This is a genomic window from Apolloniradiicaulis salifontis (genome assembly GCF_053756655.1).
Window position 1 is genome coordinate 2690534 of the sequence record NZ_CM132387.1, and the last position, 14950, is coordinate 2705483.

Annotated in this window: 15 protein-coding genes; 8 read left to right on the forward strand and 7 right to left on the reverse strand. The window is 66.1% G+C overall.

The window, feature by feature from the left end; all coding sequences use genetic code 11:
- Window positions 1–115 precede the first annotated feature (115 nt).
- Window positions 116–724, forward strand: coding sequence for a TetR/AcrR family transcriptional regulator (locus tag ACWCOP_RS12810; protein ID WP_478248677.1), 609 nt, complete (start codon window positions 116–118; stop codon window positions 722–724).
- Window positions 725–740: 16 nt separating this feature from the next.
- Here the strand turns inward: ACWCOP_RS12810 and ACWCOP_RS12815 are convergent, their stop codons facing one another.
- Window positions 741–1871, reverse strand: a complete 1131-nt coding sequence (locus ACWCOP_RS12815; RefSeq protein ID WP_478248678.1) for a PQQ-dependent sugar dehydrogenase — start codon at window positions 1869–1871, stop codon at window positions 741–743.
- A 254-nt stretch (window positions 1872–2125) separates the two neighbouring features.
- On the opposite strand from ACWCOP_RS12815, the gene rpsU reads away from it, so the two are divergent.
- Window positions 2126–2365 (forward strand): 30S ribosomal protein S21, encoded by a 240-nt coding sequence (gene rpsU, locus ACWCOP_RS12820; RefSeq protein WP_478250691.1) that lies wholly within the window; start codon window positions 2126–2128, stop codon window positions 2363–2365.
- Between the two features lie 177 nt (window positions 2366–2542).
- Here the strand turns inward: rpsU and ACWCOP_RS12825 are convergent, their stop codons facing one another.
- Together ACWCOP_RS12825 and ACWCOP_RS12830 are read right to left on the reverse strand one after the other, a co-directional pair.
- Window positions 2543–4009, reverse strand: a complete 1467-nt coding sequence (locus ACWCOP_RS12825; RefSeq protein WP_478248679.1) for an ABC transporter permease — start codon at window positions 4007–4009, stop codon at window positions 2543–2545.
- 4 nt (window positions 4010–4013) lie between these two features.
- Complete coding sequence (locus tag ACWCOP_RS12830) at window positions 4014–4976, reverse strand: ABC transporter ATP-binding protein (protein ID WP_478248680.1); 963 nt, start codon at window positions 4974–4976, stop codon at window positions 4014–4016.
- Window positions 4977–5090: 114 nt separating this feature from the next.
- On the opposite strand from ACWCOP_RS12830, the gene ACWCOP_RS12835 reads away from it, so the two are divergent.
- Window positions 5091–5495, forward strand: coding sequence for a DUF1499 domain-containing protein (locus ACWCOP_RS12835; RefSeq protein WP_478248681.1), 405 nt, complete (start codon window positions 5091–5093; stop codon window positions 5493–5495).
- Between the two features lie 14 nt (window positions 5496–5509).
- Here ACWCOP_RS12835 and ACWCOP_RS12840 read toward each other — a convergent pair whose 3' ends face one another.
- Window positions 5510–6007: a DinB family protein gene (locus ACWCOP_RS12840; RefSeq protein WP_478248682.1), complete on the reverse strand. Its 498-nt coding sequence runs from the start codon at window positions 6005–6007 to the stop codon at window positions 5510–5512.
- A gap of 49 nt (window positions 6008–6056) precedes the next feature.
- Between ACWCOP_RS12840 and ACWCOP_RS12845 the strand changes: the two genes are divergently transcribed.
- The 3 genes from ACWCOP_RS12845 (at window position 6057) to ACWCOP_RS12855 (ending at window position 9371) form a co-directional block, all read left to right on the forward strand.
- Entirely contained in the window at window positions 6057–6386 is a 330-nt protein-coding gene (locus ACWCOP_RS12845; protein ID WP_478248683.1) for a TraR/DksA family transcriptional regulator, read from the forward strand.
- Between the two features lie 112 nt (window positions 6387–6498).
- Window positions 6499–7404: an alpha/beta fold hydrolase gene (locus ACWCOP_RS12850; protein WP_478248684.1), complete on the forward strand. Its 906-nt coding sequence runs from the start codon at window positions 6499–6501 to the stop codon at window positions 7402–7404.
- A gap of 59 nt (window positions 7405–7463) precedes the next feature.
- A complete protein-coding gene (locus ACWCOP_RS12855) occupies window positions 7464–9371 on the forward strand; it encodes an N-acyl-D-amino-acid deacylase family protein (protein ID WP_478248685.1) in 1908 nt (635 codons plus the stop codon).
- A gap of 11 nt (window positions 9372–9382) precedes the next feature.
- On the opposite strand, the gene ACWCOP_RS12860 is transcribed toward ACWCOP_RS12855, so the two are convergent.
- On the reverse strand, window positions 9383–10318 hold the full coding sequence (locus ACWCOP_RS12860; protein ID WP_478248686.1) for an alpha/beta fold hydrolase: 936 nt from the start codon (window positions 10316–10318) through the stop codon (window positions 9383–9385).
- Window positions 10319–10388: 70 nt separating this feature from the next.
- Here ACWCOP_RS12860 and glpK point away from each other — a divergent pair, with 70 nt between their 5' ends.
- On the forward strand, window positions 10389–11867 hold the full coding sequence (glpK, locus tag ACWCOP_RS12865; protein ID WP_478248687.1) for a glycerol kinase GlpK: 1479 nt from the start codon (window positions 10389–10391) through the stop codon (window positions 11865–11867).
- A 9-nt stretch (window positions 11868–11876) separates the two neighbouring features.
- Here glpK and ACWCOP_RS12870 read toward each other — a convergent pair whose 3' ends face one another.
- Complete coding sequence (locus ACWCOP_RS12870; protein ID WP_478248688.1) at window positions 11877–12068, reverse strand: hypothetical protein; 192 nt, start codon at window positions 12066–12068, stop codon at window positions 11877–11879.
- A gap of 142 nt (window positions 12069–12210) precedes the next feature.
- On the reverse strand, window positions 12211–13341 hold the full coding sequence (locus ACWCOP_RS12875; RefSeq protein WP_478248689.1) for a GNAT family N-acetyltransferase: 1131 nt from the start codon (window positions 13339–13341) through the stop codon (window positions 12211–12213).
- A 135-nt stretch (window positions 13342–13476) separates the two neighbouring features.
- On the opposite strand from ACWCOP_RS12875, the gene ACWCOP_RS12880 reads away from it, so the two are divergent.
- The gene (locus tag ACWCOP_RS12880) at window positions 13477–14904 is read left to right on the forward strand and encodes a DNA recombination protein RmuC (RefSeq protein ID WP_478250692.1); all 1428 of its coding nucleotides are present in this window, start codon (window positions 13477–13479) and stop codon (window positions 14902–14904) included.
- Window positions 14905–14950: the final 46 nt, after the last annotated feature.

The window sequence follows — 14950 nt, forward strand, 5'->3', positions numbered from 1 at the left end:
CCTGCGACGTAGGCGCGCAGCTTTGCACACTTGGTTCGTCGTGTGGCGCAGAGTACCGTACGCGACGCCCGCGCCGCCAGTGCGGATTTTGAAAAGCCCGAGGCGATTTATGGACATGCAAATCACCAAGCGCTCCCAGCGCAAGGAAGCGACACGCCGCGCCGTGCTCGCCTCGGCCCGCGAAGTCTTCCACCGGCGCGGCTATGAAGGCGCGACGATCGCAGCGATAGCCGGTTCAGCCAAAGTGTCTCCGGGCACGGTGCTGAACGCGGCCTCCACCAAGATCGGGCTGCTCAACGCGGTGATGCGCGAGGACTTCGAGCGCCTGGGCGCCGATTGCGAGACCCTGGCCGCCAGCCTGTCCGGCGGCGCGCGCGACATCGTCGGCGCCCTTCTGGAGCAGCATCTGGCGCGCCATTGCGCCGATCTTGATCTGATGGCGGCGATGCTGGGTCATTGCTGGCTGGGACAGGGCGATGATTTTCAGAGTTTCTACGCCAATCTCGATATCGCCTGGCGCCCGGTGCGCGACGCGCTGGAGCGCGCCGCCTCCCAGGGCCTGATCGACGAGAGCGTTTCGCTGGACGATCTCGTGGCGTTCCTGCAGGACGCCTATCTGGCGGTGCTGCGCCGGTGCGTGACGAACGATCTTGACCTGTTTTCGGCGAGCGCGCTCATGCGCGCCCGCCTCACCATGATTTTCGGCGCGGTGGCCAAGGGTTAGGGGCGAAGGGCTGGGCCTACTCCGCCGGGGAGAGCCGCAGCACGTCGCCTTCCAGATCGTCCACCAGCACGTAGACGGCGCCGTCGGGGCCCACCCGCACGTCACGGAAGCGCTGGTCGCGGCTCGTAAGCAGGTCTTCGGTGGAGATCACCCGGTCGCCGTCCATCTCCAGGCGCTGCAGCGTCATGCCGGCCAGCGCCGAGACGAAGAGATCGCCGCGCCAGTTTGCAAAGGCGTCGCCGTCATAAAAGGCGAGCCCCGCCGGCGCGATGGAGGGATTCCAGTACCAGATCGGCTGCTCCATCCCCTCGGCCTCGCGATCCTCGGTGATGACGGAGCCGTTATAGTTGATTCCGTACGTGATTTCCGGCCAGCCGTAATTGGCGCCGGGCCGCAGCACGTTCACCTCGTCGCCGCCGCGCGCGCCATGCTCATGGGCGATCACAGAGCCGGTTTCTGGATGGCGCCCGATCCCCTGCACATTGCGGTGGCCGTAGGAATACACACCCGGCGCGGCGCCTTCGATCACGGGATTATCCTGCGGGATCGAGCCGTCGAGATTAAGGCGCACCACCGTGCCCAGATGGTTTTGCGGGTTCTGGGCCTCGTCCTGGTAACTGCCGCCATCGCCCAGCGTGACGAACAACGTGCCGTCAGAATTGAACAGGATGCGGCCGCCGAAATGGAAGCCGCGCGCCTTTTCAAAATTGACCTTGAACAAATCCTCCACATCGCTGAGCGCGGTGAGGTCCTCGTTCAGCCGCCCGCGGGCGAGCACGGTGCGGTTGGCCTCCACCGTGCCTTCTGAATACGTGAAGTACAAAAACCGGCTTTCTGCAAAATCCGGCGCCGGGACGATATCGAGCAGGCCGCCCTGGCGCTCCGCCAGCAAATCGCCCGGAAGGCCGGTGACGGCGGCTTCGCGCAGGCCCTCTGCGGTGATCACCCGCAGGGCGCCCTCGCGTTCCGACACCAGCATCTCGCCCGACGGCAGGAAGGCCAGTGACCAGGGATAGGCCAGGCCCTGGGCCAGCGTTTCGACGGTGAAGTTTTCCTGCTCGCTTTCGGTCACGTCCTGAGCGACGCCCGGCGCGGTGAGCGCCACGGCGAAGAACAGTGCAAGCAAGGTTTTGGCGGGTCGAAGCATGAGGCTCTCCAGGATCGGTGACGATTGACGGCGCGCGAGCGCCCGCTTGGTGCTAACATATGTCTCAAGACGGCGCGCGACAGAAGGCCGAAACGGTGATGACGGCTTGCCAGCCTCGCCATGCTCTGGTAGATCGCCCGCCTCTGTTGAAGCGACCCGGCGCGAAATCCGACGGGGCACCCCATCGGTCCTTCGCGTGTGTTACATTGTCAGGATTAAACGCCTGAGCCCGAAGAACCGAGGGAGAGAAGACCATCGTTCAGATCGTCGTGCGCGATAACAACGTTGAGCAAGCGCTCAAGGCGTTGAAAAAGAAAATGCAGCGGGAGGGCACCTTCCGTGAGATGAAGCGCCGCAACCACTACGAAAAGCCGTCCGAGAAGCGTGCGCGCCAGAAGGCCGAGGCCATCCGCCGCGCTCGCAAGCTGGCCCGCAAGCGCGCCCAGCGCGAGGGCCTGCTGCCGAAGAAGGCCACCGGCAGCCCGCGCCGCTAGGCGCCGCGCCAGCAGCTGACCTAAAAGGCGCGAAAGCGCCTTGCGCCGGTCGCAATCCAGATGAAAAACGCCGCGCTGAGGCTTCAGCGCGGCGTTTTTTCGTATCTGACGGCCGCCGCCTTGCGCCGATCGCGCACAAGGCGCGACCGGCGGATGCGGCGAGGCGGGCGCGACCGCCTAGGCGGTTTTCTTTTTCAGGCGGAAGAAGCGGCGCACCGAATCGGCGTCCGCCTGGCGCAGCGCCCCCTGGCGGAACACCGCCGCCGCGCCCCAGACCACCAGCACGGTCGTGAAGACCATCAGGGTGCTGGCGCCCGCCAGCTCCCAGAGCGGCGGATCGGACGGCAGGCGCGCCATCATCAGGAAAGGCGTCCAGAGCGGGAACCAGCTGGCCGCCCGCAGCAGCACCGAATCGGTGGCCTCGATGGAGAAGAACAGGAAAAACATGGGCAGCAGAAGCATCCAGATCACCGGACCCATGAGGGTCTGGGCGTCCTGCAGCGTGTCGCACAAGGAGCCCATGGCCAGGAAAATCGCCCCGTACATCAGATAGCCGGCCGCAAAGAAGAACAATGCGGCGAGCAGCAGGCCGGGATCAAAGAGACTGGCGATGAGCTCGGCGATCGCCGGATTCATGGTCGCCAGGACCGCCCCGCCCAGAAGCGCCAGACCGCCGCCCACCGCGCCCCATATGGCGAACAGGGTGATGGAGACCCCGGCCACGCCCGCCAGCTTGCCGATCAGGATTTCATGGAAGCGCGCAGTGGAGAGCAGAAGCTCGATGATCTTGCCGCCCTTCTCCTCAACAAGGCTCGTCAGGAGCATGTTGGCCACCGAAAACACGGCCAGCCACAGCACGAAGGCGATGGCGATGGCCACATAGAAAGGCGCTCGGTCGGCCCGCGTCACCTCGGCCCCGGCCTGGGCGCCGGGACGCGCGTCGATCTCGATCACCACCGGGTTCAGCGCCATGACGGCGTCCAGCTCATCCGGCGTAAGGCCGCGCTCCATGAAGGCCGCCTCACGAAAATGGGTGCGCAGAACCCCGCGCACGGCGTCGCTGACCCCGTCGCTGGTGACATTGGTGGAGTGGTATTCGATCTCCACCGGCGTCGTGGCCGAAGGACGAAGGATGAGGGCGGCGAAGAGCGCGCGGTCGCCTTCGGGCGTGTCGATGGTGCGCGCGCCGGTGAGGTAGGGCCGCAGCGCCTGGATATCGCGGGCTGGCGGATCGACCATGATGCGATCGCGCCGCTCGCCGCCCAGCGCGGCGCCGGCTTCGCCCAGGCCCGCCTGCGCAGCCGCCTCGTCAAGATAGCTCAACCCGTCCGGATCCTGATCGAACACCGCGAGCGCCTCTTGCGCCGCCGCCTCGCCGCGCATGGTCGCCACCATGGCTTCAAGCCGGTCACGGACCTGTTCGCGCCTTTGCGCCTCCAGGCTGTCGCTGATCACCTGATCAAGGCCCTGCCCGGTCTCGTCAACCACCGTGAAATAGCGCGTGGGCTGGGAATTCTGTATGAGGCCCGGGAGAGCGCCGCCGATGGCGGCGAAGACCGGCACGGCCAGGATCGACAGCCAGAAGCCCCAGGTGGCCACGTAGGACAGATATTCGCGCCGGGCGATGAGATAACTTGCGCGCATGGGATCAGACCTCGCTCAGGGCAGGTTGGCGGTCGGTGACGTCGCCGGCGCGCTCATCGCCCACCAGGGCCACGAAGGCGTCGTGCAGATGCGGACGGCGCGGCTCGAACCGGGTCAGTTTCACCCCGGCCTCCACCAGGGCGCGCAGCACCGCCTGGGCGTCGGCGCCCGATTTCAGGGTGAGGCGCCAGACGGTCTCGGCGGCGCTTTCTTCCAGCACTTCCAGATCGCCGAACGCCGCCACGGTTTCGGCCATGGGCTCTCCCGGCGGAGCGGCCAGAACGACCTGACGCGGCACCCGCGCCAGCGCCTCCTCCACCGAGCCGTCGAACACCTTCTCGCCGCGCGCCATAAGCACGATGCGGTTACACAGGCGCTCGGCGTGCTCCATTACGTGGGTGGAGAACAACAGCGTGCGCCCCGCCTCGGCCTGCTCGCGGATAATGTCTTCGAGAAGCTGCTGATTGACCGGATCAAGCCCGGAAAACGGTTCGTCCAGAATGATGAAATCGGGCTCGTGGACGATGGCCGCGATGATCTGGACCTTCTGGGCCATCCCCTTGGACAGCTCCTTGACCTTCTTTTTGGCCGCCTCGGCCAGGCCAAAGCGCTCCAGCAGCATGCGGGCCCGGCGGCGCGCCTCGTCAGCGGGTACGCCCTTGAGGCGGGCGAAGAACACGATGACGTCCTCGGCGCGCATCTTTCGATAGACGCCGCGCTCTTCGGGCAGGAAACCCACATTGTCCATGCTGGCGGCGTCGGGCGCCTTGCCGAACAGGCGCGCCGTGCCTGCATCCGGCGTGATCACGCCCAGCGCCATGCGCAGCGTGGTGGTCTTGCCCGCCCCGTTGGGGCCGAGAAAGCCGGTGATGTCGCCGCGGCGCGCACTCCAGGTCACGTTTTTCACAGCCGGTTTGCCGCCGAAACTCTTCGACAGCCCCTCCAGCTCAAGCGCGTATTCGCTCATCGCCCGTCATCCCTTCCGGCAGCCTGACTTCCTCTTTAGGGTGTTGCGCTGCGCTGATAAAGCCGTGCGCGCGGGTTATGTGACCTGAAGCGCATCAAAAACGGAGACGCCTGCATGGCCGACCAGCCCTTTCCCATCGATTTCGCCACGCTGACCCCCGACACACGCCCGCGCCGCTGGCTGGTCCTGCCCGCCGGCTTCAGGGCCCAAGCCGCCCCGGATCAGGAAAGCCCGCTTTTTCCAGCCGGCCAGGACGCGGTGATGCAGGCGTTTCGCGAGATCGCCCTCGCCGCGCCGCGCACGACGCTGACCCGCGAGAGCGGCGGCCAGATCGAGATCGTGCAGAAAAGCGCCGTGTTCGGCTTTCCAGATTTCGTCACAGCGCAGGCGGTGGATACGCCTGAGGGGACCGGACTGTGCCTCTACTCGCGCGCGGTCATGGGCCAATATGATTTCAACGTGAACAAAAAGCGCGTCGCGGCCTGGCTGCAGGAGACAGGGCGCCGGCTTTCCACCTGAGCTCGCACGACCCGCTAGGCGCTGGGCAGCGCGAAATACAAAAGGTCCAGCGCCGGCGGCTCGGCCACGCCAAGCTGGCGCAGCATGTGGGTCGCCTGACCGCGATGATGGGTCTGGTGATTGAACAGGTGGGTCAGGATGAGTTTCAGCGGCAGCGTCTTGGGTTCGCCGCGAGTGTTTTGATACGCCACCACAGTCTCGAACCCGGCCGGGTCCAGGCCGGCGATATAGGCGGAGAGCCGCTTGTCCTCCGCTTCGCGCGCTTCGCGCAGCGTGTTGAAGTCAGCAAACAGGATCTCATCCAGCCCGCTCGGCGCCTCGCCCTCGCCGGTGAGGCGGCGCAGCCAGATCCGGTCTGCGCCCAGCATGTGGTTCAGCGTGCCGTGCAGGCTCTGGAAGTAGCCGCGCACATCGCGCTTGCGCTCAAAATCGTTAAGCGCGGTGGCCGCGTCATAGAGCCGGGCGTTGGCCCAGGCGTTATAGGCGGCGAGGCGTTTGAAATGCTCATGCACAGCGCGGACATTCCTGATAGTGACCGGCCCTGATGATAGACCTTACCCCATGACGGAACAGGAAAAGACGGCGCACGCAAGATTAATTGCGCTTAAGGACGAGCTTCTGGCGCTGTCGCAGACTGCGGCTGAAGACCGCAAACCGGTGAGCCTCGACCAGCAATCGGTGGGCCGGTTATCGCGTCAGGACAGCCTTCAGGTCCAGGCCATGGCCAAGGCCGCCGACGCACGGCGCGCCGGTGAGCTGCGCCGCATCGACGCGGCGCTCCATCGCATCAAGGAGGGCGAGTACGGCTGGTGCGTGGAGTGCGGCGAAGCCATCGGCGAGAAGCGCCTGGAAATCGATCCGGCCGCACCGCGCTGCCGCGCCTGCGCGTGAGCCCGGCTCCCGAAGCCTGAATTCATCGCGCGAGCCCGCGACAGGGCGGCCTCCACAGCCTATCCTGCCCTTACCACGCAAGGCCGCATCAGACGGCCTCAGGGAGGATGACATGGCGATCCCCATATCGCTTGAGGACTGGCGCGCCGGCGGCGAGACCTTCGGCTATCGCGGCCACGAGATTTTCCACCGCACCGGCGGCGACTGGACCGACGCGGGAAAGCCGGCGCTTTTGCTGATCCACGGCTTTCCCACCGCCAGCTGGGACTGGGCCTGTCAATGGGAGGCGCTGTGCCAGCGCTACCGGGTGGCGGCGCTGGACATGATCGGGTTCGGGTTTTCCGAAAAGCCGCCCGCCTATGAGTATTCGATCATGGATCAGGCCGATCTCCACGAGACCTTTCTCGACAGGCTGGGAGTGGAGGCCTGCCATATCCTGGCCCACGACTATGGCGATACGGTCGCCCAGGAATTGCTGGCCCGCCATATCGAGCGCGGCGCGGCCGCCGGCGCCGAGATCCTGTCGATCTGTTTTCTCAATGGCGGCTTGTTTCCCGAGCAGCACCGCGCCACCTTCACCCAGCGCCTTTTGCATTCCCCGCTGGGGCCGTTGCTGTCGCGCGCCATGACCCGGGCGCGTTTCGAGGCCGGGTTCTGCGAGGTGTTCGGGCCGGATACGCGCCCCGAGGCGAGCGAGCTCGACGCCTTCTGGACGATGATGAACACCAACGGCTCGCTCAAACGCATCGGCCACAAGCTCATCGGCTATATCGCCGAGCGGCGAGAGCATCGCGAGCGCTGGGTGGGCGCGCTTCAACAAAGTCCCGTCCCGCTACGGGTGATCGACGGCGCGCTGGATCCGGTGTCCGGGGCCCATATGGTGGCGCATTATCAAAAGCTTGTGCCCAATCCGGACACCGTCCTGCTGGCCCATGTGGGCCATTACCCCCAGCTGGAGGCCCCCGCAGAGGTTCTTGACGCCTTCCTCGATTTCCAGTCCGCTATTGCGACGACTTGACGACAGATCAGGCGCGACGGCGGACCACCGCCGCAGGTTTACATGGGAGGAGACGGGTCATGGCGCAGCGCTGGGACACGCTCATACGCGGCGCTCTTGTGTTTGACGGCACGGGCGCGCCGGGCCGCGTCGAGGACGTGGCCATCGCCAAGGGCCGCATCGCCGCACGCGGAGCCGGGCTCGAGCCCGAGCACGCCGCAAACGTGGTGGAGGCCGACGGCCTGTGGCTGACGCCGGGGCTTCTCGACATCCACACCCATCTTGATCTGGAGGTGGAGTTCGACCCGGCCCTGAAAGAAGCCGTGCGCCACGGCACCACCACGGTTCTGATGTCCAACTGCTCGCTGGGGCTCGCCTACGGCGCCCAGCGGCGCAATGGCGAAGACCCGCTGGTGGACTGTTTTGCGCGGGTGGAGAACATGCCGAAGCCCGTGCTGCGGGCGCTGGCCGACAAGGCGACCTGGTCCAGCTCAGCTGGATATTACGCCCATCTCGATGAATTGCCGCTGGGCTGCAACGTCATCCCCATGATTCCCCATTCCATGCTGCGCTGCGAGGCCATGGGCCTGAGCGGCTCTGTAAGCCGCAAGGCGACCGAGGACGATCTCAAACGCATGGAGGGCCTTCTGGAGATGGCCATGGAGGAGGGTTATCCCGGCTTCTCCACCGACGCCCTGCCCTTCCACTTTCTCTCCGAGGATCCGAACCGCAAAGTTAAGATCCCCAGCCAGTTCGGCGGATACAGGGAGCTGAAACGGCTCACCAGCATTCTGCGCCGCCATGACCGGCTGTGGCAAGCGACCCCGCCGAAGAACTCGCCGCCGGCGGTGATCCGCAACTTCCTGCTCACCTCCGGCCTGCTCCATGGCAAGCCTTTGAAGATCACCGCGGTGGCCGCCCTGGACGTGGCCGCCAACCGCTCGCTGCGCAAGCTCGCCCTGTTGCTCACCGCCGTGCTCAACTCGAAACTGCTGAACGGGCGTTTCCGCTTCCAGGCGCTGGCCGCACCGTTCAAGGTGTATTGGGACGGCCCCATCAACCCGCTGGCCGAGGAGCTTCCGGCCCTGCGCGAGTTGAACGCGCTGGATCTTGAGGACCGCACCGGGCGCCTTGCCTGCATCGACGATCCGGCCTTCCGCCGCCGCTTCGCGGACATGTGGATGACCGGCAAGACGGGGTTCGGCCTGAACCGCCTGAAACGCCTGATGAAGGCCGAGACGCTCGCCTTTGATCGCGATCTTGAGGAGATGGTCTTCCATTCCGGCGGGCCGGACATCTGGACCGGCGAAACCTTCCAGGCGGTGTTTGACCGGGCGAAAGCCTTCCGCACCGATCCCGGCAAGGCCCGCACCGCCGACGAGCGCGCCGCGTTCGAGGCCATGGGCGAGGACGCGCTCACCGAACCCGGCTTCATGCTGCACCTGTTCCGCGAATACGATCTCGGGCTGCGCTGGTGGACGATCTCGGCCAATCGCGATCCGAAGATCCTGCGCGATCTTTTACACCACCCGCAAATCCTGCCCGGCTTCAACGACAGCGGGGCCCACATCACCAATATGGCCTTCTATGACGGCAATCTGCGCGGCTTGCAGATCGCCCAGAGCGAAGGCCTTGCCCGCGTCGCCAGCCAGGTGAAACGCATGACGTCAGAGCCCGCCGAGTTTATCGGCGTGGACGCCGGGACCATGGAGATCGGCGACCGGGCGGATCTCGCCATCATCGATCCGCTGGCTCTTGCCGCCTATGACAGCGAGGCCAATTCCCGCTTCATCTGGCGTGAGGAGTATCAGCACGAGCAGATGGTCAACCGCTCCGAAGGCGTGGTGGCGGCGGTCTTTGTGGGCGGCGAGCAGGTCTTTTCACCTAAGGGCTTCGCCAGGGACGCCGGCCGCCGCACCCTCGGCCGCGCCCTGCGCCACACCAGCTGGAGCCCCGCGCGGGAACCCGCCGCGATGGCGGCGGAGTAGGGGGCGGCCCCCTACCCGGCCTGCGCGAAGACCCGCTCGGCCCAGTCGGCGAAGTCGTCCATGGCGGCTTCACGGCCCAGATCATTGATCGTTTCGTGGCGGCCCGCCGGATCAAAGCGCATGGTCACGTCGGTGAAACGGGCGTTGTAGAGCCGCGAAGCGAGCGTCTTCACCGCCTTGCCCTTGTCGGTGGCCGGATCATCGCCGCCCGCGGCCAGATGGACCGGCAGATCGGTGCGCACCGTGCGCAGGCGATGCTCGTCCTCGCCCTGCTCGGTCAGCTTGATCAGATCTGCCCACAGCGAGAACGAGGCCGGCGCCCCGCATTTGGGATCGTCCACATAGGCCTGAACTTCTTCCGGAATCCGCGACAGCCAGTCATAGCGGGTCTTGCCGCCCTTCACCTGCTTGCCCCAGGTCTTGAAAGTGAGCGCATCCAGCCACAGGGCGGGATCGGTCTTTTTCTTGAACAGGCCCTCCAGCCCCAGCACGGCGCGCATCAGACCGGCGCGCGAGGCGAGCGCCAGATTGGCGTTCCAGACCGCAAGGCCCGCCAGCTCGCCCTTTCGCGCCATGGCGTGATTCATGGCGATCACCCCGCCCATGGAATGACCGAACACGATGAGCGGGCGGCCCGGCCAGGTCTGGCGGGCGTGATCCTCCACCGCAAGCGCGTCCGCCATCACCGCCGCCGCACCGTCTTTCGCCGCGAACACGCCGTCCGGGGCGTCGTCTGCGGTGGTCCAGCCATGGCCGCGATGGTCGTGATTGATCACCGCGATCCCGCGCCCGGCGAGACACTCGGCGAATCGCTCATAGCGCGCGCCGTGTTCAGACAGGCCGTGATGGATCTGCACCACGCCCTTTATATCTCCGGCGGGCGCACAGGTGCGCACGCACAGGGCGGCGCCGGTAGGCGAGGTCAGCGTCGCGGTCGTAAAGCTCATCTCGGCGTTCTCCTAAAGCGCGCAATAGCCTAGCTTCAGGCCAAACATAACGAACCGGGGAGATTAGACCATGGCCCGCACAGCGCTTCTCGCCATCGATCAGGGCACCACTTCGTCGCGGGCGCTGGCCTTCTCCACCACAGGCGAGGTGATATCCAGCGCCCAGGAGGAGTTTGCGCAGATCTATCCAAGCTCCGGCTGGGTGGAGCATGACCCGGAAGTCATATGGGCCACGGTGCTGTCCACCGCCCGCCGCACGCTGGAGCGCGCCGACGGCGCCGGCCACGAGACCGCCGCCATCGGCATCACCAATCAGCGCGAAACCACCCTTGTGTGGGACCGCGAGACCGGCCGGCCGATCCATAACGCCATCGTCTGGCAGGACCGGCGCACGGCGGACATTTGCGCGCGGCTCAAAGCCGACGGCGCTGAAAGCTTGGTGACCGAGCGGGCCGGGCTGGTGCTGGATCCGTATTTCTCCGCCACCAAGCTCGCCTGGATTCTGGACGCCGTGCCGGGCGCCCGCGCCAAAGCCGAAGCCGGCAAGCTCGCCTTCGGCACTGTGGACAGCTTTCTCATCCACCGCCTCACCGGGGGCAAGCTCCATGTGATCGAGGCCACCAACGCCAGCCGAACCGCGCTTTACGCTCTGGACGCCGCCGACTGGGACGAGGATCTGTTACGCCTGTTCAATATCCCAAGGAGCGTTCTGCCGGAAATCGTCGACAGCGCGGGGCGCTATGGCGAGACGGACAAATCCATCTTCGGGCGCGCAATTCCCATTTGCGGCGCCGCCGGCGATCAGCAGGCCGCAGCCATCGGTCAGGCCTGCCTTCGTCCCGGCGAGATGAAATCCACCTACGGCACCGGCGCCTTCATGATCGTGCACACCGGCGAGACCCTTGTGAGGTCGAAAAACCGCCTGCTCTCCACCACCGCCTGGCGGCTGAACGGGAAAAGCCTTTACGCGCTGGAGGGTTCGGTGCTGTCGGCCGGCGCCACGGTGCAATGGCTGCGCGACGGGCTGGGGATCATTGCGCGCGCCGGCGAGATCGAGGCGCTGGCCAGGGACGCCCAGCCCAACAGCGGCGTCTATCTGGTGCCGGCCTTTTCAGGCCTTGGCGCGCCGCACTGGAACCCGGACGCCAGGGCGGCGATCGTGGGGCTGAACCGCGGCTCGGGCCGGGCCGAAATCGCGCGCGCGGCGCTTGATTCCACCGCTTATCAGACCCGCGACCTGCTCACCGCCATGGCCGCCGACGGGGTGGACATCGCCGAGCTGCGCGTGGACGGCGGCATGGCGGTCAATGACGGCTTCATGCAACGGCTTTCAGATCTGTGCGCGCTTGACGCCGTGCGCCCGGTGAACGCGGAAAGCACAGCCTGGGGCGCGGCGTTCCTCGCGGGCCTGGGCGCGGGTGTCTATTCAGGCATCGAGGATGTGAGAGGGTGCTGGCGGGCCGACCGGCGGTTCAGCCCGGAGATCGACGACGCGTTTCGCACACGCCTCCTGGCCGGCTGGGACGCGGCGGTGAAGCGGGTGCTTTAGCCGGCTGGTTTAATCGACCGGCAAGTCAGCCGCCTTGCCCGGCGCCATGAGCGCGAGACCGATCGCGCCGGCGAGCCCCGGCCAGGTGAAGGCCACGGCCTGATCCACCGCCCCGCCCAGGAGCGAGAGCGCCCCGGCGGCGACGCCGCACGCCGCGCAAAGCGCCGCCGCGGCCAGGATCAGAAGACGCATCCGGGACATCGCCCCACCTTCGTGACTCATTGGAACCGTAGAGGGAGCATAGCCCGGCAGGGCTAATATTTGGTTTCCCCGGCAAGCGCCGCCCTTGCGGCCCGAACTTTTCCGCCAGGACCCTGATGCGACCGGTGGGGGCTGATTGGCGTTAAGCGCCCATGCGCTTCGGCGCCGCGGCGACGGCTTCGGCCATAAGCGCGAAACGTTGGGCGTAGGCGGGGGCCACCGCCGCGCTTTGCGCCCAGCGCCGGCGCAGCTTGGCCGGCGCCTGGCCCAGACGGCCCGGCAGCATCGCGCCGGCGGCCTCGGCGATCTCCCAGACCGCCACGCGCGCCCCTGCGAGCCCCGGGCTCAGCGCCCTGCCCGCGCTTAGCGGAATTTCATAATCGGCGTAGTATTTTTTGTAGTCATGCTCGCCCTTGCCCAGATCGATGCGGGTGATCCCGGCGCCCTCGGCCCTGGCGATGATCCCTTCCAGAAGGAGCAGGCCCGGCGACACGCTGGCGAAGCGGCTGTCATAGGCGGGAATCCAGGAGTGATAGACACCCCCGGCCTGCACCCCCATCTCCACCGCCGCCAGACGCTCGCCGAAATAGAGCGAAGCCATGAGGCCGCGCAGGGGACCGAAGCTGCGCTGGGCGGCGCGTTCAAACACCCGGCCCGTCCAGCCACGCCCGAACACGTCATAAAGTCCGGACGCGCGATACTGGCCGCCCTTCATCACCCGCAAGGCGTCAAAGCGCTTGCCGTCGGGATCGCCGAAGACGATGCGCGCGGGGCCGAACTCCCGCTCGGCCTTGGCCCGCCGGCGGGCGGTTTTCTTGAAGTGATCCTTGAACAGGGCGCGCCGGCGATCTCGCCAGGCGTCGGCCCCGCCCGACAGATCGATCACGGCCGAGCCGCCACGAGACCGCGCGCGCCCCGGCGCGGCGCCGGCCCAGTTGTCATAGACCAGCGCCTGCGCCCCCATGGCCTTGAGAAGAGCGCCCGGCTCGACTGCAAACCCCGGCGCGGCGGCGAACCCCTGATAGTCCGACAACGGCGCGCCGGCGGGCCGCGCAATGCCGCCCACCGGCCCATGAAAGGCGAAATACCCCACGGGGCGAGCGTTCTCTTCGGCGATCACCACGCGCACATCGCCGCGTTCGGCGTTCACCAGATCAGCAAAGTCAGGCAGGAGGTAGGGACTCGTCAGGGCGCCGTCCTGATGGGCCAGATCACGCCACGCGTCCCGATCACGGACGCCGAGTTCGCCAAGAGCTGTCTCAAACAGACGCATCGCGCTCATCCTCTGGGGCTGCTTACAGGGTGAAATGCAAGGCGCGCGCCGCTCGCGAATCCGCTAGGGTCATGTTTCGTTCTTTTTTGAAGGTGCGAAGGCGAGGCGATGAACGAGCTGTATCTTGGATTGATCGTGCTGGGGGCGGCAAACGCCGTCACCGTCGTGCTGTTGGTTGTTGTTCTGTTGCGCAAGCCCCCCGCGCCCAAACTTCCGCTGGAAGACTTCCGTGCACTGCTTGCGACCTCTCTGGATCCGATTGGGCGCGGGGCGCGCGAGGACGCCGGAGCGCTGCGCAAGGAGCTGGGCGAAGCGGCGGCGGCTCAGCGCGAATCACTAGAGCGCAAGATGGACAGTCTGACCGATTCAAATGCCCGCCAGTTCAAAGAGCTGCGCGAGCTCCAAAAAGAGCAGCTGGAGACTTTCGGGAAGCTCATGTCCGAACGGCTGACTGAGGCGTCCAGAGCCCAAGCGGATCTGAAGAAGTCGCTTTCAGACCAGGGGGACAAGCTGGTTGAGCGCCTGGAGATCAAACAGTCAGCGATCCAGTCCCAGCTGGATGAGAAGCTCAAAGAGCTGCGCGAAGACAACGGCAAGCGGCTCGACCAGATGCGCCAGACCGTCGACGAGAAACTTCAGTCGACACTCGAGAAGCGTCTGGGGGAGTCGTTCAAGCAGGTCAGCGAGCGCCTTGAAAGCGTCCACAAAGGCCTTGGCGAAATGCAGTCGCTCGCAGGCAGCGTCGGCGACCTGAAGCGGACGCTGACCAATGTGAAGACCCGGGGAACCTGGGCCGAGGTGCAGCTTGGAAATCTCATTTCCGACATGCTCACCGCCGACCAGTTCCAGGAGAACGCGCAGATCAAGACGAATTCGGCCGAGCGTGTCGAGTTCGCGATCTGCCTGCCCGGCAAGGATGACGACGGGAAGCCGACCCTGGTCGCCGTCGATTCCAAGTTTCCCACCGAGGACTATGACCGTCTTGTCACCGCCTCCGAGCGCGGTGATCCGGCGGAGGTCGAGGTCGCCGCCGTGGCGCTTGAGCGCGGCATCGTCGCCTCGGCCAAGGAAATTTCCTCAAAATACATATCGCCGCCGGACACGGTCGACTTTGCAATCATGTATCTGCCCACCGAAGGGCTTTACGCCGAAGTCCTGCGGCGGCCCGGACTCGCCGCCCGGCTCCAGAACGATTTTCGCATCATTGTCGCTGGCCCGACCACCTTCTCCGCGCTCCTCAACAGCCTTCAAATGGGCTTCCGGACCCTCGCGATCGAGAAGCGGTCGAGCGAAGTCTGGCAGGTGCTCGGCGCCGTGAAGACTGAATTCAACAAGTTCGGCGATTTTATCGGCAAGGTGAAAAAGAAGCTTCAGGAGGCCGGCAACCACCTTGACAGTGTCGACCAGCGCACGCGGGTCATGTCGCGCAAGCTGCGCACCGTCGATGAGCTTCCCACCGATCAGACCGTCGCGTTGCTGGGCCCGATGGAGGCCGATGATGATGGGCGCGAGGATGAGGCGGATGACGATGAGAGCGAGGCGCGTGGCGACGCCGCAGAATAGGCGCCTTCGGACGGTGAAGCGGCGGCGCGCCCGGTCTTGACGGGGC

What these genes read in the sequence shown, in the direction of transcription:
- ACWCOP_RS12810 (WP_478248677.1), top strand. Translation starts at nt 116, where the DNA reads ATGCAAATCACCAAGCGCTCCCAGCGCAAGGAAGCGACACGCCGCGCC.
- ACWCOP_RS12815 (WP_478248678.1), bottom strand. Translation starts at nt 1,871, where the DNA reads ATGCTTCGACCCGCCAAAACCTTGCTTGCACTGTTCTTCGCCGTGGCG.
- ACWCOP_RS12825 (WP_478248679.1), bottom strand. Translation starts at nt 4,009, where the DNA reads ATGCGCGCAAGTTATCTCATCGCCCGGCGCGAATATCTGTCCTACGTG.
- ACWCOP_RS12830 (WP_478248680.1), bottom strand. Translation starts at nt 4,976, where the DNA reads ATGAGCGAATACGCGCTTGAGCTGGAGGGGCTGTCGAAGAGTTTCGGC.
- ACWCOP_RS12835 (WP_478248681.1), top strand. Translation starts at nt 5,091, where the DNA reads ATGGCCGACCAGCCCTTTCCCATCGATTTCGCCACGCTGACCCCCGAC.
- ACWCOP_RS12845 (WP_478248683.1), top strand. Translation starts at nt 6,057, where the DNA reads ATGACGGAACAGGAAAAGACGGCGCACGCAAGATTAATTGCGCTTAAG.
- ACWCOP_RS12850 (WP_478248684.1), top strand. Translation starts at nt 6,499, where the DNA reads ATGGCGATCCCCATATCGCTTGAGGACTGGCGCGCCGGCGGCGAGACC.
- ACWCOP_RS12855 (WP_478248685.1), top strand. Translation starts at nt 7,464, where the DNA reads ATGGCGCAGCGCTGGGACACGCTCATACGCGGCGCTCTTGTGTTTGAC.
- ACWCOP_RS12860 (WP_478248686.1), bottom strand. Translation starts at nt 10,318, where the DNA reads ATGAGCTTTACGACCGCGACGCTGACCTCGCCTACCGGCGCCGCCCTG.
- glpK (WP_478248687.1), top strand. Translation starts at nt 10,389, where the DNA reads ATGGCCCGCACAGCGCTTCTCGCCATCGATCAGGGCACCACTTCGTCG.
- ACWCOP_RS12870 (WP_478248688.1), bottom strand. Translation starts at nt 12,068, where the DNA reads ATGTCCCGGATGCGTCTTCTGATCCTGGCCGCGGCGGCGCTTTGCGCG.
- ACWCOP_RS12875 (WP_478248689.1), bottom strand. Translation starts at nt 13,341, where the DNA reads ATGCGTCTGTTTGAGACAGCTCTTGGCGAACTCGGCGTCCGTGATCGG.